Genomic DNA, 26,199 nt, shown 5'->3' with positions numbered 1-26,199 from the left:
CCTTCGATTGAAGTTCTATACGACCTCAATCTGGCACATCGATGCCGCTTCGGGGGCCGTCCACCCCATCATGCCGTTACCCCGCGGCAGTGCTCCGCTCTGACCAGAATCGAATGCTTCTTGGCACCGGCTGGGCGTCCTCTACCAACCTGTTCCGCGAAAAAGTTCGAACCACTCAGGGTTGGTCTTCTCGATCAGTTCGATCTTCCACTGGCGTGGCCAGCGCTTCAGCGACTTCTCGCGCTGGATGGCGTCGCGAATGTCGAAATGTTCCTCGTACCAGACCAGACGCTGTACGCCGTAGCGGCTGGTGAAGCGCGAGCCTTCGCCAGATTTGTGCTCCGGCATGCGGCGGCCGAGGTCGTTGGTGACACCGATGTAGATCGTGCCGCGCTTCTGGCTTGCAGTCATGTAGGCATAGCCGGTCATGGTTGAAGGGTAGCTTGCGCCGGCGCCGACGCAAGTGCCGTTCTGAACCGCTGCATTCCTCGGCTGAGGTAACGGCATGGATCCTAGGGTCTCCGCGACGTCGCTTCGCTCCTGCTCCGCCCTAGGATGACGAAGGCGTGGTGGGCCTACAGCTAATCGCAAACCCTGGAGATTGATAGCCCGATTGGCGGGGCTCCAGCCCACAGCCCTTCAGGCCGGTCAAAGGATCAAGCTACCCCCCAGTCTTCAGCACACGCGCCGCCTCGCCCGAAATCGCCGCGTCGAGCACCTGCCAGTCGCCGAGGAATTCCCGGGGGAAGCGGTAGGTGAGGCTGAGATTGTCGCCGACCAGGATGTCGCGTTCGCAGGGCGCTAGCGATTCGTCCGCGCTCGGGCCGCTCAGGCAGCGTGCAACGAACGGATCCTTGCCGGGGCGGTTTGCGACCGCCAGCACTTCGTTGAGATAGCCTGATTTTTCGCTGAAGGCGTAAAGCAGCATGCCGCCAGGGCCGGGCGTACCCGGCTTGGCGATCAGCGCGCTGTAAATCGGCGCGAAGCGGCCGCTCATATCGCGCGACATCATCTGCGGCTCGAACGACAGGAAGACGATGTCCTTGCTGGGTCCGGTGTGGTTGAAGTCGTTGCGGGCAGCCTCGCTGTAGCCGTCCATCTCGGGATAGCGCAGATAGAGGTCGAGCCGCGAGGCGATGCCGTCGCGCCGGGCCTGGGCAAAGCGGATGACATTGGCCGGCACGGCGATGATGTTGTTGCCGATGACGACCTCGTGGACCGTGGTGTCGTCGGTGTATCCGGCCATGGCGATCGAGCGGCCGAACCATTTGCCGCCGAGGCTGATCGCCACCGAAAGCAGCGCCAGCGTCGCGAACGCATAAAACACCCGCTTCATCAGCGTCGAATCGACGACGCTGAGTTGCGGGCCCTCTGTGGCGGCTGCCTGCTTCATCGTGACCCTCGTTTACCGTCCCGTCGGGTGTACCTGAGCGGCACATCTCGGCACGGCACGGCTCTTGCTTCGCAGCTTTTGCAGGCGACTGTGCGATTTCATGGTAAACGGAGGGTAAAGATGGGTCCGGTCGAACAAATCATATTCAGTTTCATGGCTGGGCTGACGGCTTGCGGCCTGGTCGGATCGGCGATGGAGCTGGTCGCCGGCCGCAAGCTTGCCTTCGTCCAGCCCTATGTGTCGTCGAAGCACATGCTGCGCTCGCTCGCCGCGACGGCTTGCGCCGGGCCGCTGATGTTCGCCAACGAGGCGCTGGACGCTTGGCGCGAGCGTCGCATCTCGGTGCTGGGGCTGATCTCCTGCGGTTGTACGGCGACCATCTGGGCGCTGGCGCTGGGCATGGTGGTGATCGCCATTGCGTCCTGGGCGGCTTCGCTTCTAGGGTCTGGCAGCTTGTCGGTGTGAGACGATCTGGAGACAGCAATGCCGATCTACGCGATTGACGGAAAAGCGCCCGCCTTCGAGGACGCCGACAGCAATTGGATCGCGCCCGACGCCACCCTGATCGGCAATATCAGGATCGGCCGCAATGCCGGCTTCTGGTTCGGCGTCGTTGTCCGCTGCGACGACGAGCCGATCGTCATCGGCGCCGACACCAACGTGCAGGAGCACACAATCATGCACACCGATGCCGGCTTTCCGCTGACCGTCGGCCAAGGCTGCACGATCGGCCACCGTGCCCTGCTGCATGGCTGCACGATCGGCGACAACAGCCTGATCGGCATGGGCGCCATCGTGCTGAACGGCGCGAAGATCGGCAACAACTCGCTGGTCGGCGCCGGTGCGCTGGTCACCGAAGGCAAGAAATTTCCCGACAATTCGCTGATCGTCGGCTCGCCCGCGCGCGTCGTCAGGATGCTCGACGAGGCCGCAATCGCCAGGCTGCGCGCCTCGGCCGCGCATTATGTGGCCAACGGCAGGCGGTTCAGGGCGGGGCTGAAGAAGGTCTAGCCGACCCAGAATGGTGGAGCCGGGCCTTAGGATACCGAAAGCATAGCTCCTTCCAAGTCAAACCGGCTGGGCGGTAGGACGGAACAAGATCTCGTTGATATCGACGTCGTCGGGCTCGTTGATCGCGAAGGCGACCGTGCGGGCAAACGTATCTGGCCCCACGGCGATCTTGCTCACGAAGTCCCTGGTGCCCTGCTGGATATCCTGCTCGCTGATATGCTCGAGCAATTCTGTGCTGACAGCGCCCGGCGAGATCACGGTGGTGCGGATATTGTAGGGTTTGACCTCTTTCCGCAGACCCTCGGACAGCGCACGCACGGCGAACTTGGTGGCGCAATAGACCGCGGCACCCGGGTCGACCACATGGCCGTATACGGACGAGACATTGATGATGTGCCCCGATCGCTGCTCCTTCATGTACGGAAGCGCGGCCGCGATGCCGTAAAGGACGCCCTTGATGTTGACGTCGATCATCCGGTCCCATTCGTCGACCTTGAGCCGTTCGAGCGGGGCCAACGGCATGAGGCCCGCATTGTTCAGCATCACGTCGATGCGGCCGAATTCCCGGGCCGCTGTGTTCACCAGGTTCTGGACCTGGCCGGCGTCGGTGACGTCCGTAGTGACGGCCTTGGCTTTGAACCCAGCGGCGGTCAGTTCCTGGACAAGCGCGTCGATGCGGTGTGACCGGCGTGCACCCAGGACCACTGAAGCGCCTCGTGCGGCAAGATGGCGTGCCGTCGCTTCACCGAGGCCACTGCTGGCACCGGTGATGACGACGACCTTGTTTTCGATTCCTTCGGACATGAGATTCTCCTAGACAAGAATTGAAAGAGTTCAGGTGCGGGGCCCGGCCGAGGCGGCGAGCAAGGCCGAGCCCGTGAGCAGGACGGCGGCGAGAAGGAAGGCGCTCCACCAGCCGGCCACGTCGAACAGCAGGCCTCCTGCGATAGCGCCGCCCGCGATCGCGAACTGGATCAGGGCGACCTGCAGTCCGCCGCCGGCCTCCAGGTCTTCGGGGATAAGGGTGGTCATCCAGGTGTTCCACGCCACCGGGATCGGGGTCGCGAACGTTCCCCAAAGAACCAGCAGGCCGGCTGTGGCGCGTGCAAACGGTCCAAAGGCAATCAGCAGTAGAGCGAAGACCGCGAGTGCACTCGGCAGCCCGATCAGCACGGCTGTGAGGTGCCGCCGGAGTATGAGGCCGATGACCGACAGTCCCGCCACGCCACCGAGGCCGACGCCCAACAGAGCCATTGAGAGGGTGTTGACCTCGAGGCCCGTCACGTTTTCCAGAAACGGCCGCAGATAGATCGAGAGCGCGTTCTGCCCGATGAAAGCGAGCCCGGTCGCGCCCATGCCGATGGCGAATCTGCGATTCCGCAGCAGGCCGAACATGCTCGACACCGAGGCGGCCTCCATCGGCGGCATCTTCGGGAGAACGGCCAACTGCCACACGAGCGCCGCAAGGCCGATGGGGACAGTGACGAAAAAGGTTGCCCGCCATCCGATCAGCGATCCGAGGAAGCTGCCGACGGGCGCGGCGATCACCAATGCGAAGGCAGTGCCGCCCTGGAGCAAGGCAATGGCCTTGGGCAGGTCGGGTCCCGCGGCCAGGCGGGCCAGAATGGCCGTCGACAGTGACCAGAAACCACCGATCGCGATGCCGACCAGCGCCCGCCCGGCCAGGAAGACCAGGAAGTTGGGAGCAAGCGCCACCGCCAGGCTCGATGCGGCCAGCACTGCCGTATAGAGCAGAACCACCGTCCGTCGATCGACGTTTCGCAACAGCGAGTTGCCGAAGAGGCTGGTAACCACGGCGAAGAATCCGGATACCGCGATTGCCTGGCCGGCCTGACCCTCGGAGGCGGCCAGATCCTGAGCGATCGGGGTGAGCAGGCTCACCGGCAGGAACTCCAGTCCGACCAAAAGGAAGGTCAGCAGCGACAGGCAGACCACCGCAGACCATGGGGTCGTCGTGCTGTCAGCAGCGGCGGCTTCGTTCAGCGCGAGTTCAATGGTCATAAGGCAGTCTCCTGTCCGTTGCCGAACTAAGTAGTCGGGTTGGCCAAATGCGACTAGCGGGTATAATTTTGATGTGGTTGTGAATGAGGCTCATCAATGCCACGCGACGAGTTCGCCGAAATGCGCGCGTTCCTGGAGATCACCCGGACGCGGAGCTTCACCCGAGCAGCCGCCAAGCTCGGCGTCACTCCTTCGGCTCTTAGCCACACCATCAAGTCGCTGGAGTCGCGGCTTGGCGTTCGTCTTCTGTCTCGCACCACGCGCGACGTCGCCCCGACGGCGGCCGGTCAACGCCTCAAGGAAGGCATCGAACCGCACTTCGAAGGCATTGCGGCTGAGGTCAGCGCTCTCGGCGTCCTTCGCGACAGGCCGTCCGGCAACATTCGCCTGGTGTGCACCGACGATTCGGTCGACATTGTCTTCCGCGCCCGGCTGCCAAAGTTCCTGAGCGACTTCCCCGATATCAATGTCGAGCTGGTGGTCGACAACGCCTTCACCAACATCGTCGAGCGCCAGTTCGACGCCGGTGTGCGGCTGGGCGAGTCCATTGCCCGGGATATGGTAGCCGTGCGCATCGGAGCCGACGTGACCTACACTGTGGTCGGCTCACCCCGTTACTTCGCCCACCGGTCACCGCCTGAGACACCGCAGGAGCTGACCGACCATAACTGCATCAACTACCGGCTGCCGACGTCAGGATCGGTCTATGCCTGGGAATTGCGGGAAGGAGCGCGCGAGTTCAGTGCTCGGGTCGAGGGGCAACTGACGCTTAACAACATGGGGCCGGCGATCCAGGCCGCGCTTGACGGTGTGGGTTTGGCCTATCTGCCGCGCGAACTCGTCCTTCCACACATTGAGAGTGGCCTTCTCCAGGAAGTCCTGACCAAATGGTGCCCGACGTTCCAGGGTTACCACCTGTACTATCCAAGCCGACGGCATCCCTCTCCGGCGTTTTCCGCCTTTGTCGACGCGTTCCGTGTCAGGGGCAAGTAACGGCGTTTCGGCGACGAACGGCAGCTCGTATCCCACAAACGATCGTGAGACAGCTTGGATGACGAGGCGCAATTGGAGACAAAGCGGAGATAACTGTACCGAGATGTGTTCCGCCGGAAATGGTGGAGCCGGCCCGGGGACGGGGCCGGCTCCTTAAACCCGGTCGTTGGGGACGGGGAGGGTGGGGACTCGACCGGGTTTTGCGTCGCGTCCTCAGCGGACGCTGGCGACCGCGTCGGAGCGGCCGTCGTTGATGGTCACCCAGGCACCGGAATTCCGCTCGGACTGGCGCTTCAGGTAGGTGTAGCCGGTATTGGTCCAGGACAGCACCTTGGGCTGGAGATTGTCGAGGATGAACTCGCCAAGGCTGGTGCGCACGGTCAGCACCGCATGGCCGTCGCCATTGCGCTGGCGCACCACCGTCATCAGCAGATCGCCGGCCGGCACGCCGATGCTCATCAGCTCGCGGCGCTTTTCCAGCGCATAGTCCTCGCAGTCGCCGAAGCCGCTATTGGGAAAGGACCAGACTTCCTCCTTGCCCCACATTTCCATGTCGGTGCGCGGCGCGACCTTGCTGTTGACCGAATTGTTGATCCTGACGATCGTCGCCCACAGCTTGCGGGTGAGCTCGACGGGTGCCCGGCCAGGCGTCCTCTGATTGCATTCCTGCGGAAGCTGCTGGCACAATTCGTAGTGACCGACCGGCTGCGTGGTGCGGCCGCCGGTGTGCATGAAGGCCGGCTCCGCCGCGTTTACAGTCCCCCAGCCGAAAAGCTGCATCGCTATTGCCGCCAGCAACAGCTTGCCCCTCATCCTGTTCATTATTCAGTCTCCCCGTTTGAGGAGACAATGACACGGCTGGATTTATTTGACGCAAAAGCGCGAAGTAGACATTAAGTAAAACGCCCATAGAATAAACATAAAATTTGACGCAATTGAGTATAGAATTGTTTAAGGATTCTAGCCGGGTGCGTTCCCATGCTTCGTCGCGCCGTTCGAACAGCTAGGATGGTAGGACAGAGGGGGCGCGAAGGATCGCAAGCCTCTTCCCGATGGCGCTAAGGCTTCTGCGTCAGCCGCGCGGTGAGCTGAATTCGGTATCGAGCGTTTCCGGCCGCTGGATGACGGCGAACTCGATGGCGACGCCATCTTCGAAATGACGCACTATCTGGCCGCGCATGGTGCCCAGCGTCACCTGGACGCCGATGGCCGGCTTGATGTCGATCTCGATCGCCGCGCCCGACAGCGACAGGTCGATGATGCGGCACTGGTACTGGCGTCCGTCGGCAAGCTGCAGCACGCTCGTCGGGTTGCGCGGTGCGACGCGTTCATGGCGGCGGTCTTCCGGCAGGTCGAGCTCGTGCTTGTTGGCAAGCCAGGTCAGTTGCGCGGCGAGCTTGTCCCTCTTGCGGTCGGACGCGATGACGGTCATCGCAAAGCCATCCTGCAGGGTGCGGGTGATGACGCCTTCGATGCGGCCGATGTGATCGATATAGGCAATGACCTTTTCGCCAGCCAGGCCGGCGCGCTCGGTGCGCAGCGCAACGTTGCCGGGCGACATGTCGACCACCTGGCAGGGATGTTCGGTGCGGTCTTCCAGCATGAAGCGTCCGTAAATTTTCACGCGGACGCGCTGAAAGTTACGCCTTTCAGCTTGGGACGGCGCATGGTCGACCGCCGCTGACCTCATCACTGCCATACCCCATTCGGCATTCCGCGCATGGATGCGGGGAATTTCAGCGGAAAACTACAACAAAGCAGGTTAACAAAGGGGAAAGCCCGGCGCTGTTGCTTTAAGCTTTGGGCATCATTCCTCGCGTCCGCCGTCGAAGACGACCAGGTGACGGATGCGGCGGGCCTGGCCGAGCGCCGAAATCGTCTCGGGCGGGTCGAATTCCGACGGGGCGAGCGAGGGAACCTCTATCGCCGGCCGGTTCTTCAGGAACATCGGCTCCTTGTCGGGATCGACGACACGGATCGAATCGATCAACGCGTCGAGAACCGGGTCGGCACCCAGCCAGAAGGGTTTTTCGACGGCGCTTATCACGCCGAGGCAGCGCGGGCTCTCGACCCCGCCGTCGAGCGGCAGCGCGAGCAGCTCGAACCTGTTGGACCGGCCGTTGCGGCTGAAACCCTCATAGGTGATGAGCATCACCGATTTCAGGTCGAAGACGCCGTCGGTCAGCTTCGAGATCAGCCGCTGGTCCTTCTCGCGCCACAGCGAAGGGAATGAAAACCCCTTGAGTTCGCGACCATAGACCGCGCAGAGCCTGGTGCCGGCCAGCCGGAACACCGCTTCGCCGCGCGTGTCCTTTTCCAGGATGAACGTGTCGGCCAGCAGCGACTTGATATCCGCGGGTTCGACTTCCGAGCGCTTCGGGGCAGGGCGTCCGTCACGCAACCGGTTCCAATAATGGAACAGCGTGATCGATCCGGTCTGGTTCATGCTAATGCTGCTCCGCGCATTCTGTCTTCTGATGTCCCATCGGTGAACAGAAGGGCGCCCTCCGAAGACCTACATGCGTTGCGGAGCAGGATGCGTGCCAGCGTCGTTAATACTTGTTCACGGGTCGGGGCGGTTAAGGTTAACAACTGGTTTACGTTGCGCGCCTGCCAGCCCTGTGGCACACCAAAACCACTCCAGAAGCGGTCGTTTTGCGACGATCGGCAGCACTTCAGTCAAGAGTTCAGGGGGAGCAAGGGGGCTCGACCAGCCGTTCAAGGGAAACCTTGGACGGCTTCTTTTTTGATTCGGGCCTGCTGATTCGCCGTTTGTGATTCGGTTGGCCGTGATCTACATGCTCGCGAAGTCCAATCCAGCGACTGAGTGCAAGCCATATGAGCGACCCAGAAAGCCCACCGGAGATCGAGCAGGGCGAGGGCGGGCCTGTCGCCCGCGAGCCGGAGCAGCGCCGCGAGCCGGTGTTCAACCTGCCGCCCGTGGTGCTGGCGGTGATCGGCATCTGCGTCGCGGTTCATCTGATCCGGGTCTATTGGCTGACTGACGACCAGGACTTCGAACTGCTTGTCAGGGCTGCCTTTGTGCCGATCCGCTATTCCGGCCGCTTCGACCTGGATTTCTTTGCGTTTTCAAGCCCTTTCACCTACGCCTTCCTGCATGGCGGCTTTGCCCATCTTGCCATCAACATGGTGTGGCTCGCGGCCTTCGGCTCACCGCTGGCGAACCGCTTCGGCGCGCTGCGCTTCAGCCTGTTCTTCGCCGCGACCGGACTGGCGGCGGTGGCATTGTTCTGGGCCATGCATCCGCTTGGCGAGGCGCCGCTGGTCGGCGCGTCCGGCGCGATTTCCGGCATGATGGGCGCGGCGGCACGCTACGGCTTCCGCATCGATCGCTCGTCGGGCAAGGCCGCCTTCACCGGCCAGCCTTTGCCGATGGCGGCGGTGCTGCGCTCGCGCGGTGTCGTCACCTTTCTCGCCATGTGGATGGTGATCAACCTCGCGACCGGCCTCTTCGGCCTGGCGCCCGGCATTGACGGCCAGATCGCCTGGGAAGCCCATATTGGCGGCTTTCTTGCCGGCTTCTTCGGCCTGCGGTTTTTTGATCGGCGAGAGCAGGCACCCCGGCAGGTGGACGAGCCGGAGACCTGAGACCTCCGCACTTGAAAAGCAACCGATCGCGGCGCACCATGTTCATCCCAGGGAAAGCCGGCCAGGGCAGGAGCCGGCAAGGAAATGCAGAGGAGGACGCCATGACTGTTAAGGCAATTCTCGAGGCAAAAGGCCACGACGTGGTGACGCTCGGGCCGAACGAAAAGCTCAGCGAAGCCATCCGCATGCTTTCCGAACACAGGATCGGCGCGCTGGTCATCACCAACGGCGATCACAAGATCGTCGGCATTCTTTCCGAGCGCGATGTGGTGCGGGTCCTCGCCAAAGAGGGGGCCGCGGCGCTCGACCTCGCCATCCGCTCGGCGATGACGCCCAAGGTGAAGATCTGCAATGAGAGCCACACCGTCAACGAGGTCATGGAGATCATGACCAAGGGCCGCTTCCGCCATCTGCCGGTGGAAAAGAACGGGCTGCTCGACGGCATCGTGTCGATCGGCGACGTAGTCAAGCGGCGCATCGAGGATGTCGAGCGCGAGGCCGAGGAGATCAGGGCCTACATCGCCACGGCATGAGGCGACGGCGGCCGGGTTGCCGGCCATTGAATTTTTTCAAGCCGCTATAGCAGTCCATCGCGGCAGGTGCGGGCCTGTGCCGCGTCGGCGCCTGCGGCTTTGCGCTTGTCTCTTTTGGCGGTTTGCACTAGCGAAGTTGCACATCAAAATATGCGTTCTCGCATATCCGCAATTTCAATATGCAGGCCCTTATGAGCATCATCGATACCCGCACGCCCGACGCCAAGCGCCTGGTTCCCGGCGCCACCGGCGACTGGGAGATCATCATTGGCCTCGAGGTCCACGCGCAGGTGACCTCACAGGCAAAGCTGTTTTCCGGCGCCTCGACCATTTTCGGCGCCGCGCCCAATGCCAATGTCAGCCTGGTCGACGCGGCGATGCCCGGCATGCTGCCGGTCATCAACGAGGAATGTGTCAAGCAGGCGATCCGTACCGGGCTGGGCCTGAAGGCTGAGATCAACCACAAATCGGTCTTCGACAGGAAAAACTATTTCTATCCCGACCTGCCGCAGGGCTACCAGATCTCGCAGTTCAAGCAGCCGATCGTCGGCGAGGGCAAGGTGATCGTCTCGGTCGGCCCTGACCGGCAGGGCGAGTTCGAGGACATCGAGGTCGGCATCGAGCGCCTGCACCTTGAGCAGGACGCCGGCAAGTCGATGCACGACCAGCATGCGACGATGTCCTATGTCGATCTCAACCGCTCCGGCGTGGCGCTGATGGAGATCGTCTCCAAGCCGGATATGCGCTCCGCCGATGAAGCCAAGGCCTATGTCACCAAGCTGCGCACTATCGTGCGCTATCTCGGTACGTGCGACGGCAATATGGACGAAGGCTCGCTGCGCGCAGACGTCAACGTCTCGGTGCGCCGGCCCGGCGGCGAATTCGGCACGCGCTGCGAGATCAAGAACGTCAACTCGATCCGTTTCATCGGCCAGGCCATCGACTATGAGGCGCGCCGCCAGATTGCAATCCTCGAGGACGGCGGCAGGATCGAGCAGGAAACGCGGCTGTTCGACCCCAACAAGGGCGAGACGCGCTCGATGCGCTCCAAGGAAGAAGCGCACGACTATCGCTATTTCCCCGATCCCGACCTTCTGCCGCTGGAATTCGACCAGGCCTATGTCGACGCGCTGGCAAAGGACCTGCCGGAACTTCCGGACGCCAAGAAGGCGCGGCTGATCACCTCGCTCGGCCTGTCGACCTACGATGCCTCGATCCTGGTTTCTGAAAAGGCGATTGCCGATTATTTCGAGAAGGTGGCGGCCGGGCGCGACGGCAAGCTCGCCGCCAACTGGGTCATCAACGACCTCCTGGGGGCCTTGAACAAAGCCGGCAAGGATATTGAAAATGCTCCTGTTTCGCCAGACCAGCTTGGCGCGGTCATCGACCTGATCAAGGAAGGCACCATCTCCGGCAAGATCGCCAAGGATCTGTTCGAGATCGTCTGGAACGAGGGCGGCGATCCGCGCCAGCTGGTCGAAAGCCGCGGCATGAAGCAGGTCACCGATACCGGCGCCATTGAAAAGGCGGTGGACGAGGTGGTCGCGGCCAACCCGGACAAGGTCGAGCAGGCGCGCGCCAAGCCGACCATGGCCGGCTGGTTCGTCGGCCAGGTGATGAAGGCGACCGGCGGCAAGGCCAATCCGCAGGCGGTCAACGAGCTGGTCAAGGCCAGGCTCGGGATCGAGTAGGATGTTCGTCCGTACCGCCAGCGAGCGCGATCTTGCGGCGGTGCGCGCATTGCTGGTCGAGACATGGCATGCCACCTATGACGCCATCTACGGCGCGGTGCGGGTCACTGAAATCACCGATGAATGGCATTCGATCGCCGCGCTCAAAGCACGGCTGACGCGGCCGAATTCGGAGTTCCTGCTCGCCGACGACGGCAAGAGCATCGGCGGCATGGCCTTCGCCGCCGCCACCACGGATCCCGGGATCGTCATGCTGAACCAGCTTTACGTGCATCCGGCCTGGCAGAGACAAGGCATCGGCCAAGCCCTGCTGGACGAGATCGAGGCCAGCTTTCCGGAGGCCCGGACGCTGCGCGTCGAGGTCGAGGAAGCGAATGCTCCGGCCATCGCCTTTTACCGCTCGAGAGGTTTCTTGCCCGCCGGCAACACGGCCGATTGCGGCGGCGCGTCAGGATTGCCGGCGCTGGTTTTGGAGAAGGCGATCGGCTAGCTCGTTCGCCTGGCGCTCAGTTGCGTTTCACGGGCAGGTTGGAGCAGCCGGCAGCGAGAAACTCGCACGGCAGGCTGCCGCCGCCACCCGACGTGTGCGGGGGCGTGGCGGCTTCGATCTTTTCGACCTCGTAATATTTCGAGGTGACGCCCCATTTTTTGATGCCCTGGCACGTCGAGCGCACGCCAACCTCCGTCGCCTTTGCCGCCGTCTTGTAATAGGTGGTGATCCGGCAGGATTGGCTGACCGGCAGCGCGTTCGCCGGGCTCGTGACCGGCGGCAGGAAGTTCGGGAAGGCAAGCAGCGAGATTGCCGCAATGATCCGGACGGCGGGCATGGTTTGGGGAAGGTGCAGCATCGTTCGTCTCTATCGATGGCGTCGCTCGCTAGTGGCGCAGCGGCGCGTTTGTTCCCGCAAGATCAGGCCATGAAGCCGGCGCTGCCGCATCGGCCGCGCGGGGGATGGCGGCAGCGGTCTGAACCGCCGCCGTCATCCGCAAGCGGCCGCGTCAGGGCGTTTTCGGCTTGATGAGCGTCTTTATCGGAACGCCTACTTTTGGAGGCCGGACCGTGCTGGTTCCACCATCGACTGCCAGCCCACCGCTGTTGAGATAGCGTACCGTATAGTGCAGCTCATAGCCGGGAACTCGGATCCATGTAGGCTTGGGATTGAACTGGTCCGGAGGCCTCGAATACCACTTCGGGATCTGCATGATCTTGGAACCGGCACCGAATCCCGCAGTCTTGGCCGCTACTGCGAAGGCGCTGTCTCTGGGATCGTTCGGCGGCTGGTCGACATTGCCGATGACGACCAGCGAATCGTATTTTCGCGCGTCGAGCCTGAGTGCGGGAAGGTTCAGCGCAGCCATGTCGCCTTCGCGCATCGTCAGCGCCTTCTGAAGGCCGTCCTCATTGGCGTAGACGTTGAGGTTTATGGCCTCGGATTCCGCGTAGACGACATTGTTGTGGAAGTCGCGGGCTGCCAGACGTGTGAGGCTGTCGAAGGTCACTTCAACCGTCGGCTTGGCTATAGCGTCCGTCACTATCAGGTTGCGCCGCGGCACCGTCCAGAAGATGAGATCATCGCCGGTGGCCTGCGTGCCGGCATCGGAGCCGTCCATGGCCGAGCATTTCGAATTTGGAACGGGCGTCGTCACCGGCAGAGGTGCCGAAAACGAGCTGCGTACCTGGGCGTCGATGTAATTGCCGACGTTGAAAACGTCTTCGAGGATGTTGCCGCCCTCGAAGCTCGCCGGGCCGGGTTGCGAGCGGATGATGACCTGGCTGGAATCGGTCTGCCAGCCGCTGCAGAAGACGTTGACGTCTATGGGAATGCCGATGTGGCGGTCGGAGGTCACCGGGATCGAGACTTTGATGGTCAGGATGTAAGGAACCTTGACGAACCAGCTGTTCGGCTGGTTCAGCATCTGCGTCGCAAAGCGCGACGGCCGCCATTGCTTCAGCGATTCGATCGATGCGCGTGACGATCGTCCCTGGGCGGCGAGCTGTGCGTTGGTGGCGTCGACCTTGGCTTGCGCCAGGTTGCGGACGGTGTTGGTGATCAGGAACACGCCGAGTTCGGCTTTGCAGGGCCTGTTCGATTGTACGGGGTTGCATAGGGCAAGTGCCGCACTGGGAACCGGCGGCCCCGAAGGCGGCGGCTGGGCGGCCGCGGTGGCCGCCATCAGGCAGAAGAACAGCATCGTGCAGGTTTTCAACATGGTATCCTCGCTCTGTCGCTGGAAACCACCCTCCGGCTAGACAGCAGCATTTCTTCGATGGCGGTTCATCGCCCGCACGGGGGATGAACCGCGAAACATCGGGCGGGCCTAGCGCGTCAAGCCGCCGTCCTTTCCGATTGGATGGCTATTGCTTCACGACGCCTTTGGTTGTCGCCTTCGGCGCGACGACCTTGGGCTTGGGGGTTTTCGGACCGGGGTCGACTACCAATGCGGCCGTGCAGGAGCATTTGCCCGAACCGCAGTTCAGGTCGCCCTTGCACATTTTGGAATGCCGCATGTCGGTGCAGTCGGCGGTCCCTGAGCAGGAGCAACTGCCTTGCCCGATCGTTCCGGACTGACATTTGAAGCTCCATGCCGGATCGGCGGCAAGGCCGGCCACAGCGAGCGATAAGACGAAAAGCGTCGTCGAGATAAGCTTGCGCATGAATACCTCCCGGTTCTATCGAGCGATGGAACCACGAAGCAGCAACGCCTTCATCTCCCGTGCGGGGGACGAACTCGCGTACCGGTGACGATCGTCAATGCTGTCCCTTCAGCACGACGAGATAACCGCGTTCGACGCGGAGCCGGAACGCGATTTGCCCTGCAGTGCCCGGATCCTTGGAAACCTTGTCGATGACATAGCCGCTGGGATGCGAGCCAAGCCATTCTTCCGGTTTGTCGGTGGTTTCGAATGGCTTTTGCAGCCGGGCCAGGAAGCCGACTTCGCCTTGATAGTCGAAAGCCACGGCCCAGTCCGCATCCTTTCGCTCGTCGATGAAGTTAGCGAGCGGCGTCAGGTCATAGCGTTTGAACGCGGTTGCCGATGCCACCGCGTGGCCGATGCCGAAAATGACAAGCATGACAATGGCCGAGCTCTTCAGCCTGGCGAGCGGGATCTCCGCCATGAAATAGCCGAACAGGATGACCACGAACGGCAACATCGGCACGACGTAGTGGGGCTGTTTGCCGGATATCGCGCTGAACACCAGAAACACGGCAACGAACGAGAACGATAGCAGGCGCAAGGCGCGCAGGTCCGGCGACTTCGTCTCGATCAGGCTGCGTATCCGCGTGCGCAGCTTCAACCGCCAGACCTCGGGTATGAAGATCCACGGTATGAACATGACGGGCAGCAGCAGCAGATAGAAATAGAATGGCCGGCCGTGCGAATTGCGCAAATTGCCGGTGACACGCCCCGCCGACTGGTTCCAGACGAGATCATAGACGAAATTGCCTTTTGTCAGGATGGTCGCCGGCACCAGCCAGATCGCCACCGGAATCAGCGCGGCGAGCACTGCCAGGCCCACTCCAGCGAGGAAGTTCGGTGTCGTCAGTCCCGCCCGCCGGTCGCGCCAGAACGGGTAGAACAGGATGGGCGCGCCGATATGGATCAGCATCACCGGGCCTTTCGTCAGCACGCCCATGCCGATGAACAGCCCGGCCAGAACGGCCTGCCAGCGGTTGCCGCTGCGGCCAAAGGCAATCAGCGACAACAGCGCGGCGAGCACGAAGACCGTCAGCAACAAGTCGAACAGGATCAGCGTCGAATAGATGACGAACACGCTGCTTCCGGCGACCAGCCAGGGGATGCGCCGGGCGATGTCGTCGCGGCCCGGAAATAGGGTCTTTGCCAACGCCGTCGTCAGCCAGATGACGAGCGAGGAGGCGGCGAAGATGACCAGCATCGCCGCCGGCCGGCTGGCGCCGAAAACGGTCCAGACAAGGTCGATAAGCCAAAACAGCAGTGGCGGCTTTTGCAGATAGGGCGCGAAATTCATCGTCGGGACGAAGATCTGTCCGCTCAGATACATTTCCCAGGTGACGCTTAGATATCGCGTTTCGTCGACGGGCAGCAGTGGCCGGAAAGCGACCGCGATTGCGATCAGCCCAAGCAGAAAGAGGTAGGGGAGCAGCCGCTCGGTAGATGTCGGTGTCAAAGATTGAGATCCGCGCCAGAAACCATTTTCATTCCAGCCGAGCGTAGTGCCGCGTTTCTGGACCGCGAACGACCGCACCATGATTTTGGCCGAATTGCAACGATGCCGGTTTCGTTTCGCAGATTTTGCGGACGATGGTCTCAAGGGCTTGGAAAAAACTTGCCGGCCGAGTCTTTTGGACCGCTGCCGGTCCGGGAAACCCCGCGCAAAATCAACTGGAGCGCAAGGGCGGCGACAATTCGCGCATCAAAAGTTCGAGCTCGCGTTGATCGCCGGTACCTGTCTTGTCGAAGATCGTCGCCAACTGCGACTTGACGGTGCCGTCGGAGACGCCGCCGGCGGCGGCGATTTCCTTTCGCGTTAGGCCGGCGGCAACGTGACCGGCGACGCGCCTTTCTGCCGCGGTCAGTCCGAACAGCGCCGCAATGGCGTCAAGCGCCGGGATTGGTGCCGAACCGGCCGCCGCGATGAAGATCGCTGCGGCGGCGCGCTGCGCGATGCGCGCCGAGATTTCACGCCGCGCCAGCGGCATCACATGGGCCACCGCCGGAACGGCCGTCTTGGCCAGGGGAATATTGATGCCGCAAGGTCCGAGCGCGAATTCGTCGCGCGTGCCGAGCTGGACGGCGCGGCCGATCGCGGCATTGGCATTGGCGTAGGTGAAGGAAAGCTGGCCGCGCACGCAAGCGACCGAAATGTTTTCGGCGAGCAACGCTTCGGCTGACGGATTGGCGAAGATGATGGTCATGTCTTCGGCGACGATCAGCACCGGATGGTCGAGGCTTTCGATGATGGAGCGAAAGATTTCGGCCTTGCGCCGCTCGGCCTCGAACAGGTCGCCGATGGTCACCGCGCGCCGCACATGCGGGGCCAGCAGGCCGACAAGATCGAGATCCTCGCGGGAAATCTGGCGCCTGTCCTTGTCGGTGACCACCATCAACGTGCCGATCCGGGTCGGCCGCTTCATCAACGCCACCCAGAAGAAATCGTCCAGCCGGTTGGGTTGTACCCATTCGCGCACGATGCGGCTTTCGAGCCATCTCTGTCGCGTATCCGGGCCTTGCAGGGCGTAGATCGAATCGACGGTGAACGGCACGTCGATCTCCATCTTGGGAACCGCCGCATAGAACGGCACTTGCGAGCCATAGTCATGCTTCAACGGCTCAAGAACTGCGGGATCGCCGCAGGACACCGAAAACCGCGCGGAGCTGCTGATCGTGTCGATGACGGCGAGCATGGCAAGCTGGCCTTCCGCCAGGTTGCAGATGGCCTCGAGTGTCGCCTGCCAGCGGTCGACGTCGGCAATCGAATCGTAGATCGCCTCAACGACCTGCGGCAATGCGCGACCGGCCGTGCCCGCCAGCGATGACATGAGCCCCTCTCATTTGCCGTCCTTGAGGCAACGAAGCTTCAACTCTTAGAATAACGCTGCGTAAGGTTGCCAACAACCCATTTCATCTGCTTCGGGCGGACGCGAAAATCGCATGATCGTTTCGCTTTCCCGCCAGCCATTTGCTCGCCGGTTGCGGCAAGACGCTTGCCTTCGCAATGCCGTGACGCCATAAGCAGGAACAGGCGCCGCAGCCGCCGCGAGGACTTGCTTCAAGGACTTGCCACGAGGATTTGGATGAAAACTTTCCTTCTGCAGTTTTTCACCTGGTGGAACAGCCAGACATTGGGAACGCGCTTCCACACCTGGCGGCACGGCAAGAAGGTCGGGCAGGACGAGGTCGGCAACGTCTACTATGAGGGCGGCGTCGATTCGGAAGGCCGCACCCGCCGCTGGGTCATCTACCGCGACTATTCGGAAGCCTCGGCGATTCCGCCCGGCTGGCATGGCTGGATCCATCACCGTGTCGACGTTGCGCCGCCAAGCGAAGACTACAAGCCACGCGACTGGCAAAAGCCGCATGTGCCGAACCTCACCGGCAGCCCCGCGGCCTATCGGCCGAAGGGCTCGGTGCTAACCAACCAGCATCGTCCGCAGGTGACGGGCGACTACGACGCCTGGACGCCTGGTTCGTGATCGATCGCTGCGACACGCGCGGTCTCCACTGGCGCGGTCCCCACGGGGCGGTCCTTTGTCGCCACAATTGCTGTTTAGCTGTTTGCTGATCCGACAGCAGCAACTAGCCTTGGCGTTAAGAGAATCACCCGGGCGCAAACCACCGGACCTTGCATGAGCATGTTCAGCCGATTTTTGACGGGCGGATTAACCGCGGTCGTTCTCGCTTCTATGGTGGCGCTTGCTGCTGCGCAGGAGTTGGCGCCGCCTGCGCCGGACGCGTCGGTGGCGCCTGCAGCACCCGCACTATCCGAGCGCATCACCAATCCCGTCGCTGAATTCGCCGGCATCGACAAGATCACCGGCCGTATCATCACCTTCGATGTCTATATCGACGAGACGGTGCAGTTCGGCGCTTTGCAGGTGACGCCGCGCATCTGCTATTCACGGCCCGAAAACGAAGAGCCGAAGACGGATTCGTTCGTCGAGGTCGACGAGATCACGCTCGACCGGAAAATACGCCGTATCTTCACCGGCTGGATGTTTGCTGAAAGCCCCGGGATCAACGCCGTCGAGCATGCCGTCTATGATATCTGGCTGAAGGGCTGCAAGCAGAAGTCCGACGTGCCGGCACCCGCCGCCCCCAAAACCAACTAGAATCTGTCAGCGTGCGGCGGATACCGCGTCTTGCGGAACCGCCGTGTTGCCCGAGCGTTGGTGCCACTCTACGGAGGAGGTTGCCATGATGACGGCCAACAAGAACGAACTTCTCGACATCGAAAGGGGATTCTGGAGCGGCGGCGCCGACTATTTCAAGGCCAATGCCGATAGCGAATGCCTGGTGGCCTTCCCGCAGATGGCGCGGGTGATGAGCAATGCCGATCTGGCCGCAACTGCCACGGACCCGAACCGCTGGCGCGATCTCGACATCGACCTCAAGGGCATCATCGAGCCGGGCAGCGACATCGTCATGCTGACCTACGAGGCGCGTGCGACCCGGCAAGATGGCGAAGCCTATGCGGCGCTGGTCAGCACCGGCTATGTCCACCGCGTCAATGGCTGGAAGATGATGTTCCACGCACAGACGCCGCTGTGACGGCAGCAAAACGCTGACCGGCCGCTAGAGCAATTTCAGGAAAAGTGTGAACGGTTTCCGTCCGGGATTGCGTTTCTTCGAAACGATGAACCATTCCAGTTTATGGAAAAAACACGGCCTCGCCCTTCAGCGCCTCGGCCAACATCTTCTCGTACTTGCCGCGCGGCACGTCGATTGCGCCGAAGCGTTTGAGATGCTCGGTGGTGAACTGCGTATCGAGCAGTGCAAAGCCGCGCGCCTTCAGGCGGTCGACGAGGTGAACCAGGCAGGCCTTTGACGCGTCGGTCTCCCTGGCGAACATGCTCTCGCCGAAAAACACGCGGCCGAGCGATACGCCGTAGAGCCCCCCGACCAACCGGTCGTTGTGCCAGGCCTCGACCGAATGGCAATGGCCCATCCGATGCAGCTCGATATAGGCTTCGCGGATCGGCGCGTTGATCCAGGTCGACCGACGTTCCTCGCGCCTCTCGGCACAGGCCTCGATCGTCGCCTCGAAGTCGAAATCGATGCGGAACTCGAACAGGTTCTTGCGGATCGTCTTTCTCAGGCTTTTCGGTATGTGGAACCCGTCGAGCGGAATGATGCCGCGCGTCTCCGGCCGCACCCAGAACACTTCGGGGTCATTGGCGCTCTCGGCCATCGGGAAGACGCCGGAGGCATAGGCTTTGAGCAAAAGGTCCGTCGGGATGCGATAACCGGGTGCGTAGGGACGGGTCATCGCTTCGCCCCTGTATCACTCGCCTTCGGCCAGGTATTTTTCCAGCCAGTGGATATCGTAGTCGCCATTGGCGATGTCGGCGTTGCCGACGAGGTCTCGAAACAGCGGTAGCGTCGTCTTGATGCCGTCGACGACGAATTCGTCGAGCGCGCGCCGCAGCCGCATCATGCATTCGACGCGGTTGCGGCCGTGCACGATCAGCTTGCCGATCAGGCTGTCGTAGTAGGGCGGGATCTTGTAGCCCGAATAGACACCGGAATCGACACGGATGCCGAGGCCGCCCGGCGTGTGGAAGTGGGTGATGGTGCCCGGCGAGGGGGTGAAGGTGCGCGGATCCTCGGCGTTGATACGGCATTCGATGGCATGGCCATGGAAGCGGATATCTTCCTGGCGCACCGAAAGCCCGCCGCCCGAGGCGACGCGGATCTGCTCGTGCACGAGATCGATGCCGGTGATCGCCTCGGTGACCGGATGTTCGACCTGCAGGCGCGTGTTCATCTCGATGAAATAGAACTGGCCGTCCTCATAGAGGAATTCGATCGTGCCGGCGCCGGAATAGCCGAGATCGGCGATCGCCCTGGCGCAGACGCCGCCAATATGCGCGCGCTCCTCGGCATTGAGAGCCGGCGAGGGCGCTTCTTCCCAGACTTTCTGGTGGCGGCGCTGCAGCGAGCAGTCGCGCTCGCCGAAATGCACGCCGCGCCCGGCGCCGTCGCCGAACACCTGCACTTCGATATGGCGCGGCTTCTGCAGATATTTCTCGATATAGACTGCGTCGTCGCCGAAGGCCGCACCCGCCTCCGAGCGTGCCGTCTGCAGCGCCACCTCAAGGTCGGCCTCGCTACGCGCCACTTTCATGCCGCGCCCGCCGCCGCCCGCCGACGCCTTGATGATGACGGGGTAGCCGATCGCGGCGGCAATGCGCTTGGCTTCCTTGTCCTCGGTGACCGCGCCGTCGGAGCCGGGCACCACGGGAATGCCGAGGCGTTTTGCGGTACGCTTGGCCTCGATCTTGTCGCCCATGATGCGGATATGGTCGCCGGTCGGGCCGATGAAGGTGATGTTGTGCGCGGCGAGGATGTCGGCGAACTTGGCGTTCTCCGACAGAAAACCGTAGCCAGGATGCACCGCGTCGGCGCCGGTGATCTCGCAGGCGGCGACGATCTGGTGGATGTTGAGATAGCTGTCGCGCGACGGCGGCGGGCCGATGCAGACGCTCTCGTCGGCGAGACGCACATGCATGGCGTCGGCGTCGGCGGTCGAATGCACCACCACCGTCTGGATGCCAAGCTCCTTGCAGGCGCGCAGCACCCTGAGGGCGATTTCGCCGCGATTGGCGATGAGGATTTTCTGGAACATCTTTCGCCTGTTCCCGGCTCTACTCGATCACGACGAGCGGCATGCCATATTCGACCGGCTGTGCATCTTCAAACAGGATCGCCGTCACCGTGCCGGCGCGCGGCGAGGGGATCTGGTTCATCGTCTTCATTGCTTCGATGATCAGCAGCGTCTGGCCTTCCTTGACCTTCTGGCCGATTTCGATGAACGGCCTGGCGTCGGGCGACGGTGCCAGATAGGCGGTGCCGACCATTGGCGAGGCGACGGCGTTCTTCGACACGTCGGGCGTCGCCGGCGCGGTCGCTGCCGCAGGCTGCGCGGCTGCCGGCGGAGCTGCGGCGACCGCATGGACGGCCGGCGCCTGCCGCGAGACGCGCACCTTCAGATCGCCCAGCTCGACCTCGATCTCGGTCAGGTTGGTGTCGTTCAGTATGCCCGCCAGATCGCGGATCAGCTGCTGGTCAACACCGTTCTTCTTTATCGACATTTTCGAGCCTTCTGTTTGTTGGCCGGTCATAGGCGTGCAGCCAGCGCCTGCAGCGCCAGCGTGTAGCCGAGCGGCCCGAACCCGCAGATCATGCCGACGGCGACCGGCGCGACCATGGAAACGTGGCGGAATGGTTCCCGCGCGTGGATGTTGGAGAGATGCACCTCAGCGACCGGCAGCGGCGCGACAGCGCGGATGGCATCGTGAATGGCGATCGAGGTATGGCCGTAGGCGCCCGGATTGATGACGATTGCGGCGGCCTTGTCGGCGGCCTCCTGGATCCAGTCGACGAGGTCGCCCTCATGGTTCGACTGGCGGAAATCGATCTCCAGCCCCAGTGCAGCACCTGCCTGCTTGCAGTCGTCGGCGATCGCGGCAAGCGTCTTACCGCCATAGATGCCCGGCTCGCGCTTGCCGAGCGCGTTGAGATTGGGGCCGTTCAGGACGAAAACCGTTTTCAAAAAATGCCGACCTTTCCCGGCGCGGCTCAGCCGGCGCGCCGGACCCTCTATAATGGGCATAGACGCTGGCGAAAAGAGCGCAAGTGCGTTCTTTCGCCGTCCACAACAGCCGGAAAACGGCCCGTGCCGGAAACCCGCAGCCTAATCGAAACCCGAAAGCTGATCAGAGCGCCGCCTTCGCCGCCTCGATCTTTTCGGCCAGTACTTCCTGGCCAAGCGCGCCGAACACCACCTCGTTGCCGACGACATAGGACGGCGTTCCGGTGATGGCGAGCTTGGTGGCGAGGTCATAGGTCTTGGAGAAGGCCTCGGTGATGCTCGGATCCTTCATCTTTTCGCGCAGCGCCGCCTCGTCGGCGCCGAGCGACAGCGCCACCTTGATTGCCGCCGCCTCGGTGGCGCGCCCCTGGCCGCCGAGCAGCGCATTGTGGAATTCGCCGTATTTCTCCGGCTTCATCAAATGGAAAGCCATCGAGACGACGCTCGCCTTCTGCGAATCCGGGCCGAGGATCGGGAACTCCTTGAGCACGAAACGCAGGTCCGGATCGGCCTTGGTCAGCGCGCGCATGTCGTCGATGGCACGTTTGCAGTAGCCGCAATTGTAATCATAGAACTCGACAATGGTGATTTTGCCGTTCGGATTGCCGACAACACCGTCGAAGGAGGAATTGAAGATCTGGTCCTTGGCGTCTTTGATGACGCCGAGACTAGCGACGCGCTGTTCTTCCTTCTGCTTGGCCTCGAGTGCCTGCTGGGCCTCCAGAAGCACTTCCGGGTTCTTCAGGAGATAGTCGCGGACGATGCCTTCGACTTCGGTTCGGTCGAGCTTGGTTTCCGAGGATGCCATCTGGACAAGCTGCGCCGTGCCGGCCTTCGCGGTCTGCGGATTTCCGGCGACGAAGCCGAACGCCAGCATGGCGAGGGCCGCTGCCACTCCGGTAGTGCCCAGCAGAATTGCCTTGGTCATGATCCTCGATCCTCTTGCCTGTGTTCGGGTCCGCTCGGTTTGGCTGTGTCGCAGCGTGCTTCCGAAAGGTTCACTTCTTCTTACCTGATGGTGCGTAGTTTATAATGTCCTGCGCGCGAAGCCAGCCCGGCTCGCCCCGCTTCATGGTCTGCTGCGCCCGCATGGCGAAGATTTTCGCATTCTTGTAGTCGCCGGAATAGAAATGCCCTTCGGCGGTTGCAAGCTCGGCGGCCGGGATGTTGCCGAGTTCCCCGTAGGCCTGTGCCAGATAGCGGTATCCGTCGGCGTTTTCGCGATCCCGTCCGAGGCCGGTGTTGATCTGCGTCACCGCCTTCTTCAGTGAATCCTGCGTGCCGATGGCCATCAGCGCTTGGCCGTAAGAGACCGGCAGCAGCCCGGATCGCGCCGGATCGAGGCTGACCGACTTGGCATAGGCGTCAGCAGCATCCTTCGGCCTGTTCGCCTTCATCAGGATGTCGCCGCGCAATTCCTGGAAATAGGGATTTTTCGGCTGTTCCTTGATCAACGCGTTGGTTTTGGTGAGCGCCGAGGCCAGATTGCCGAAAAGATAGGTCATCTGCGCGTCGCCATAGCGCGAGGCGAGACTGCCGGGATTCTTGCGCATCAATCGCGACGCCGCGGCCTGGCCCTGCATATAGGCGGCGATCTTGATGCGCATCATATCGTGGCGCTGCTGCAGTGCCGGCGGGTCGACCTTGTCGACGTAAGGGCTCTGCTTCACCAGCACTTCGAGATTGGCGATACGCTCCTGCGGCATCGGATGGCTGATCCTGTAGGGATCGACTTGCGCGCCCGAGAGCGACAATGCGTTCTGGAAGCGGCCAAACGTCTTCAACATGCCCATGCCGGACTGGCCCGTTGCATTGAGATAGGTGATCGCCGAGCGGTCGGCAGTCATCTCCTCAGTGCGCTGATAGGCGAGGATGCTGCGTTGCGCCATCTCGCCGCCGCCGGCCACAACGCCCATGCCGGCCCCGGCGAGGCCGCGGCTGTTGCTGGTGGCGCCGGCCACCATGGCGCCGGCGCCAAGCAGCGTCGCCAGGATCGCCATCGTCTTGGCGCGCTCGAGCTGTTCGCGCAACTTTTGCTGGTGTCCGCCGGCGATATGGCCGGCCTCGTGGGCGATGACGCCGATGATCTCGTTGGGCGTTTCGGCCGTCATCAGCGCGCCGGTGTTGATGAACAGGCGACGGCCGGCAACGAAGGCGTTGAAGCTCTGGTCGTTGACCAGCACGATGTTGATGGCGTCGCCCGACAAGCCCGCCGCCTTGAAGATCGGCCGCGCGTAATCGCGTACCAGCGCCTCGATCTCGGCATCGCGCACCACCGGCACATTCTGCGCAAACGCGTTGACCGAGCCGGCCATGGCGACCACCGCGGCAAGCGAAAGCGTCGCGATGGCGCGCGCTGTCCTGGCGATCGTCGATCTGGGTCGGCTCAACATGGCAGGTCCACTGGTAGACGAGTGGGCGAAGGATGAAAAGTCGGCAGCCTAAACTTACCGAACTTGTGATCCCCACACCAATCGGGCATTTGTGCGGCGCGGCCAGCATGGCCGGCACGTGCGGACAAGTGTGGTGGATTGAAAAATGGTTGTTTCGCTTTCGCGCCGCGGCGCGGTCGAACCGTTCCACGCCATGGACATCCTGGCCGAGGCGAATCGGCTGAAAGCCAAGGGCCTGCCGGTCGTTTCCATGGCCGTCGGCCAGCCTTCCGATCCGGCGCCGGCCGGGGTTCGTGAAGCGGCGGCCAACGCCTTGAAAGCTGGCCGCATCGGCTATACCGACGCGCTGGGCCTCGCCGGTCTGCGCAAGGCGATCGCGGCGCATTATGGCGAGCATTACGGGCTTGACGTTTCGCCCGAGCGGATAGCTGTCACCACCGGATCGTCGGCTGCCTTCAACCTCGCTTTCCTGGCAATGTTCGATCCGGGCGACCGCGTCGCCATCGCTGCGCCCGGCTATCCTGCCTATCGCAACATCATGGCCGCGCTTGGCATCGACATCGCCGAGATCGAGCTCGACGGCGCTGCCTATCTCCATGCCGAGCACCTGCAAGCCGCGCATCGCGAAAAACCGTTGAAGGGCGTGCTGTTCGCCAGCCCGGCCAACCCGACCGGCGCGGTCATTCCCGCCGGCGATCTCGAGGCGCTGGTCAAGACGGCGCAAGAGCTCGGCATCGCGGTGATCTCAGACGAAATCTATCACCGGCTGGCCTATGCGGCACCCGACACGACCGCGCTTTCTTTCGGCGCGGATGTGACGGTGATCAATTCCTTCTCGAAATATTATTGCATGACCGGCTGGCGCATCGGCTGGATGGTGCTCCCGCAGGAACTGGTGCGGCCGGTCGAGCGCATCGCCCAGAGCCTCTACATCTCGCCGCCCGAGCTGTCCCAGATTGCCGCGATCGAGGCATTCAAGGCGACGCCAGAACTGGAAGCGGTGAAGGCGCGCTATGCCTGGAACCGCGAGCTCCTGATGCAGCGCCTGCCGGAGCTCGGCTTTGCTTTGGCCGCGCCCATGGACGGCGCGTTCTACGCCTTCTGCGACGTCACCAGGCACACCAATGACAGCATGGCGTTTGCGCGCCGGATGCTGGCCGAGGCGCATGTGGCGGCGACGCCGGGCCGCGATTTCGATCCGCTGCAAGGCCATCGCACGATGCGCTTTTCCTACGCCGGCAGCCACGACGACATGGTCGAGGCGATGGCGCGTATCGAACGCTGGCTGAAGTAGCGGGGGCGACGATGCCGGAGCTTGAACAGGCGCCGCAACTCGAACATGCATTGCGCGAGGTCGCTGCCGAAATGGCGGAGCGTACCGATCGCGGCGACGTCGCCAGCTATATTCCCCAGCTCGGCAAGATCGATCCGAAAAAATTCGGCATTGCCGCGGTGACCAATGACGGCCGCGTGCTGACCGCGGGCGATGCCGACGAGGCGTTTTCGATCCAGAGCATCTCAAAGGTGTTCACGCTGACGCTGGCGCTCGGCAATGTCGGCGACGCGCTGTGGCAGCGGGTCGGGCGCGAACCTTCGGGCAATCCGTTCAACTCGATCGTCCAGCTCGAGCACGAGAACGGCATTCCGCGCAATCCATTCATCAATGCCGGCGCCATCGTGGTCTCAGATATCCTGCTTGCCGGCCATCAGCCGCGCGAGGCGATCGGCGAGATCCTGCGCTTCATCCAGTTCCTGGCCGATGACGACACGATCATCATCGACCGCGAGGTCGCCGCGTCCGAACGCGCCACCGGCTTTCGCAATTTCGCGCTTGCCAATTACATGAAATCGTTCGGCAATCTCCACCATGCGCCGGAACTGGCGCTGGGCGTCTATTTCCACCATTGCGCTATCGCCATGAGCTGCCGGCAACTGGCGCTGGCCGGCCGCTTCCTCGCCAATGGCGGCAAGAACCCGGCGACCGGGCATTCCGTCGTGTCGGCCGAGCGCGCCCGCCGCATCGGTGCGATGATGCTGACCTGCGGCCACTATGACGGCTCCGGCGACTTCGCTTTCCGCGTCGGCATTCCCGGCAAGAGCGGCGTTGGCGGCGGCATATTGGGGATCGTGCCGGGTGTTGCCTCGCTTGCCGTGTGGTCGCCCGGCCTCAACGCCAACGGCAATTCCAGGCTGGGCTCGATCGCGCTGGAAAAACTGGCGAAGACGATGAACTGGTCGATCTTCGCGCCATAGCGCCTG

At 62.7% G+C, this 26,199-nt stretch carries 30 protein-coding genes; 12 read left to right on the top strand and 18 right to left on the bottom strand.

Annotated features, from left to right (window positions below):
- Positions 1–141: 141 nt before the first annotated feature.
- Positions 142–429 carry a GIY-YIG nuclease family protein gene (locus AC0L2Y_RS29025; protein WP_236376965.1) on the bottom strand — a complete coding sequence of 96 codons (288 nt, stop codon included), beginning with the start codon at positions 427–429 and terminating at the stop codon, positions 142–144.
- A gap of 232 nt (positions 430–661) precedes the next feature.
- On the bottom strand, positions 662–1,393 hold the full coding sequence (locus tag AC0L2Y_RS29020; protein ID WP_473561202.1) for a hypothetical protein: 732 nt from the start codon (positions 1,391–1,393) through the stop codon (positions 662–664).
- Positions 1,394–1,513: 120 nt separating this feature from the next.
- Here AC0L2Y_RS29020 and AC0L2Y_RS29015 point away from each other — a divergent pair, with 120 nt between their 5' ends.
- Both AC0L2Y_RS29015 and AC0L2Y_RS29010 read left to right on the top strand, forming a co-directional pair.
- Positions 1,514–1,858, top strand: a complete 345-nt coding sequence (locus AC0L2Y_RS29015) for a DUF6949 family protein (protein WP_352668269.1) — start codon at positions 1,514–1,516, stop codon at positions 1,856–1,858.
- A gap of 18 nt (positions 1,859–1,876) precedes the next feature.
- Positions 1,877–2,404, top strand: a complete 528-nt coding sequence (locus tag AC0L2Y_RS29010) for a gamma carbonic anhydrase family protein (protein WP_352492550.1) — start codon at positions 1,877–1,879, stop codon at positions 2,402–2,404.
- Positions 2,405–2,461: 57 nt separating this feature from the next.
- On the opposite strand, the gene AC0L2Y_RS29005 is transcribed toward AC0L2Y_RS29010, so the two are convergent.
- Both AC0L2Y_RS29005 and AC0L2Y_RS29000 read right to left on the bottom strand, forming a co-directional pair.
- Positions 2,462–3,208, bottom strand: a complete 747-nt coding sequence (locus tag AC0L2Y_RS29005) for an SDR family oxidoreductase (protein WP_473561201.1) — start codon at positions 3,206–3,208, stop codon at positions 2,462–2,464.
- 30 nt (positions 3,209–3,238) lie between these two features.
- Positions 3,239–4,426, bottom strand: a complete 1,188-nt coding sequence (locus tag AC0L2Y_RS29000) for an MFS transporter (RefSeq protein ID WP_473561199.1) — start codon at positions 4,424–4,426, stop codon at positions 3,239–3,241.
- 96 nt (positions 4,427–4,522) lie between these two features.
- On the opposite strand from AC0L2Y_RS29000, the gene AC0L2Y_RS28995 reads away from it, so the two are divergent.
- The gene (locus AC0L2Y_RS28995; protein ID WP_473561198.1) at positions 4,523–5,419 is read left to right on the top strand and encodes a LysR family transcriptional regulator; all 897 of its coding nucleotides are present in this window, start codon (positions 4,523–4,525) and stop codon (positions 5,417–5,419) included.
- Between the two features lie 213 nt (positions 5,420–5,632).
- Here the strand turns inward: AC0L2Y_RS28995 and AC0L2Y_RS28990 are convergent, their stop codons facing one another.
- The 3 genes from AC0L2Y_RS28990 to AC0L2Y_RS28980 form a co-directional block, all read right to left on the bottom strand.
- Positions 5,633–6,232 (bottom strand): transglutaminase-like cysteine peptidase, encoded by a 600-nt coding sequence (locus AC0L2Y_RS28990; protein WP_352492566.1) that lies wholly within the window; start codon positions 6,230–6,232, stop codon positions 5,633–5,635.
- Between the two features lie 259 nt (positions 6,233–6,491).
- Complete coding sequence (locus AC0L2Y_RS28985; protein WP_473561205.1) at positions 6,492–7,109, bottom strand: PilZ domain-containing protein; 618 nt, start codon at positions 7,107–7,109, stop codon at positions 6,492–6,494.
- A gap of 117 nt (positions 7,110–7,226) precedes the next feature.
- Complete coding sequence (locus AC0L2Y_RS28980) at positions 7,227–7,865, bottom strand: PAS domain-containing protein (protein WP_352492545.1); 639 nt, start codon at positions 7,863–7,865, stop codon at positions 7,227–7,229.
- Positions 7,866–8,257: 392 nt separating this feature from the next.
- Between AC0L2Y_RS28980 and AC0L2Y_RS28975 the strand changes: the two genes are divergently transcribed.
- The 4 genes from AC0L2Y_RS28975 (at position 8,258) to AC0L2Y_RS28960 (ending at position 11,742) form a co-directional block, all read left to right on the top strand.
- Positions 8,258–9,028, top strand: a complete 771-nt coding sequence (locus AC0L2Y_RS28975; protein ID WP_473561197.1) for a rhomboid family intramembrane serine protease — start codon at positions 8,258–8,260, stop codon at positions 9,026–9,028.
- Positions 9,029–9,129: 101 nt separating this feature from the next.
- Positions 9,130–9,561, top strand: coding sequence for a CBS domain-containing protein (locus AC0L2Y_RS28970; protein ID WP_473561196.1), 432 nt, complete (start codon positions 9,130–9,132; stop codon positions 9,559–9,561).
- Positions 9,562–9,752: 191 nt separating this feature from the next.
- Complete coding sequence (gene gatB / locus AC0L2Y_RS28965) at positions 9,753–11,252, top strand: Asp-tRNA(Asn)/Glu-tRNA(Gln) amidotransferase subunit GatB (RefSeq protein WP_473561195.1); 1,500 nt, start codon at positions 9,753–9,755, stop codon at positions 11,250–11,252.
- A gap of 1 nt (position 11,253) precedes the next feature.
- A complete protein-coding gene (locus tag AC0L2Y_RS28960; protein WP_473561194.1) occupies positions 11,254–11,742 on the top strand; it encodes a GNAT family N-acetyltransferase in 489 nt (162 codons plus the stop codon).
- Positions 11,743–11,758: 16 nt separating this feature from the next.
- Here the strand turns inward: AC0L2Y_RS28960 and AC0L2Y_RS28955 are convergent, their stop codons facing one another.
- The 5 genes from AC0L2Y_RS28955 to AC0L2Y_RS28935 all read right to left on the bottom strand — a co-directional run bounded on the left by AC0L2Y_RS28955 (position 11,759) and on the right by AC0L2Y_RS28935 (position 16,775).
- Positions 11,759–12,100: a hypothetical protein gene (locus AC0L2Y_RS28955; protein WP_473561193.1), complete on the bottom strand. Its 342-nt coding sequence runs from the start codon at positions 12,098–12,100 to the stop codon at positions 11,759–11,761.
- A 151-nt stretch (positions 12,101–12,251) separates the two neighbouring features.
- The gene (locus AC0L2Y_RS28950; protein ID WP_473561192.1) at positions 12,252–13,460 is read right to left on the bottom strand and encodes a hypothetical protein; all 1,209 of its coding nucleotides are present in this window, start codon (positions 13,458–13,460) and stop codon (positions 12,252–12,254) included.
- Between the two features lie 148 nt (positions 13,461–13,608).
- Positions 13,609–13,908: a hypothetical protein gene (locus AC0L2Y_RS28945; protein WP_352484548.1), complete on the bottom strand. Its 300-nt coding sequence runs from the start codon at positions 13,906–13,908 to the stop codon at positions 13,609–13,611.
- Between the two features lie 94 nt (positions 13,909–14,002).
- Positions 14,003–15,403, bottom strand: coding sequence for an ArnT family glycosyltransferase (locus AC0L2Y_RS28940; RefSeq protein WP_473561191.1), 1,401 nt, complete (start codon positions 15,401–15,403; stop codon positions 14,003–14,005).
- A 211-nt stretch (positions 15,404–15,614) separates the two neighbouring features.
- The gene (locus AC0L2Y_RS28935) at positions 15,615–16,775 is read right to left on the bottom strand and encodes a helix-turn-helix transcriptional regulator (RefSeq protein WP_352492537.1); all 1,161 of its coding nucleotides are present in this window, start codon (positions 16,773–16,775) and stop codon (positions 15,615–15,617) included.
- A 255-nt stretch (positions 16,776–17,030) separates the two neighbouring features.
- Between AC0L2Y_RS28935 and AC0L2Y_RS28930 the strand changes: the two genes are divergently transcribed.
- The 3 genes from AC0L2Y_RS28930 (at position 17,031) to AC0L2Y_RS28920 (ending at position 18,504) form a co-directional block, all read left to right on the top strand.
- On the top strand, positions 17,031–17,429 hold the full coding sequence (locus tag AC0L2Y_RS28930; protein WP_023674818.1) for an NADH:ubiquinone oxidoreductase subunit NDUFA12: 399 nt from the start codon (positions 17,031–17,033) through the stop codon (positions 17,427–17,429).
- Positions 17,430–17,582: 153 nt separating this feature from the next.
- Positions 17,583–18,065: a DUF2155 domain-containing protein gene (locus AC0L2Y_RS28925; RefSeq protein WP_473561190.1), complete on the top strand. Its 483-nt coding sequence runs from the start codon at positions 17,583–17,585 to the stop codon at positions 18,063–18,065.
- 88 nt (positions 18,066–18,153) lie between these two features.
- Positions 18,154–18,504, top strand: coding sequence for a hypothetical protein (locus AC0L2Y_RS28920; RefSeq protein WP_473561204.1), 351 nt, complete (start codon positions 18,154–18,156; stop codon positions 18,502–18,504).
- Positions 18,505–18,604: 100 nt separating this feature from the next.
- Here AC0L2Y_RS28920 and aat read toward each other — a convergent pair whose 3' ends face one another.
- The 6 genes from aat to AC0L2Y_RS28890 form a co-directional block, all read right to left on the bottom strand.
- Complete coding sequence (gene aat, locus AC0L2Y_RS28915) at positions 18,605–19,222, bottom strand: leucyl/phenylalanyl-tRNA--protein transferase (RefSeq protein WP_352668240.1); 618 nt, start codon at positions 19,220–19,222, stop codon at positions 18,605–18,607.
- A gap of 15 nt (positions 19,223–19,237) precedes the next feature.
- Entirely contained in the window at positions 19,238–20,581 is a 1,344-nt protein-coding gene (gene accC / locus AC0L2Y_RS28910; RefSeq protein ID WP_352492533.1) for an acetyl-CoA carboxylase biotin carboxylase subunit, read from the bottom strand.
- Positions 20,582–20,600: 19 nt separating this feature from the next.
- Positions 20,601–21,047, bottom strand: coding sequence for an acetyl-CoA carboxylase biotin carboxyl carrier protein (accB, locus tag AC0L2Y_RS28905; protein WP_473561188.1), 447 nt, complete (start codon positions 21,045–21,047; stop codon positions 20,601–20,603).
- A 26-nt stretch (positions 21,048–21,073) separates the two neighbouring features.
- The gene (gene aroQ, locus AC0L2Y_RS28900) at positions 21,074–21,508 is read right to left on the bottom strand and encodes a type II 3-dehydroquinate dehydratase (protein ID WP_031211260.1); all 435 of its coding nucleotides are present in this window, start codon (positions 21,506–21,508) and stop codon (positions 21,074–21,076) included.
- A gap of 163 nt (positions 21,509–21,671) precedes the next feature.
- Complete coding sequence (locus AC0L2Y_RS28895; RefSeq protein WP_473561187.1) at positions 21,672–22,475, bottom strand: DsbA family protein; 804 nt, start codon at positions 22,473–22,475, stop codon at positions 21,672–21,674.
- A gap of 70 nt (positions 22,476–22,545) precedes the next feature.
- A complete protein-coding gene (locus AC0L2Y_RS28890; protein WP_473561186.1) occupies positions 22,546–23,940 on the bottom strand; it encodes a M48 family metalloprotease in 1,395 nt (464 codons plus the stop codon).
- A 145-nt stretch (positions 23,941–24,085) separates the two neighbouring features.
- Here AC0L2Y_RS28890 and AC0L2Y_RS28885 point away from each other — a divergent pair, with 145 nt between their 5' ends.
- Together AC0L2Y_RS28885 and AC0L2Y_RS28880 are read left to right on the top strand one after the other, a co-directional pair.
- Positions 24,086–25,234: a pyridoxal phosphate-dependent aminotransferase gene (locus tag AC0L2Y_RS28885; RefSeq protein ID WP_352508565.1), complete on the top strand. Its 1,149-nt coding sequence runs from the start codon at positions 24,086–24,088 to the stop codon at positions 25,232–25,234.
- A gap of 11 nt (positions 25,235–25,245) precedes the next feature.
- Positions 25,246–26,193 (top strand): glutaminase, encoded by a 948-nt coding sequence (locus AC0L2Y_RS28880; protein WP_473561184.1) that lies wholly within the window; start codon positions 25,246–25,248, stop codon positions 26,191–26,193.
- Positions 26,194–26,199: the final 6 nt, after the last annotated feature.

The sequence above is a fragment of the Mesorhizobium sp. WSM4830 genome (assembly GCF_055811495.1).
This window is presented reverse-complemented; position numbering and strand designations above follow the sequence as displayed.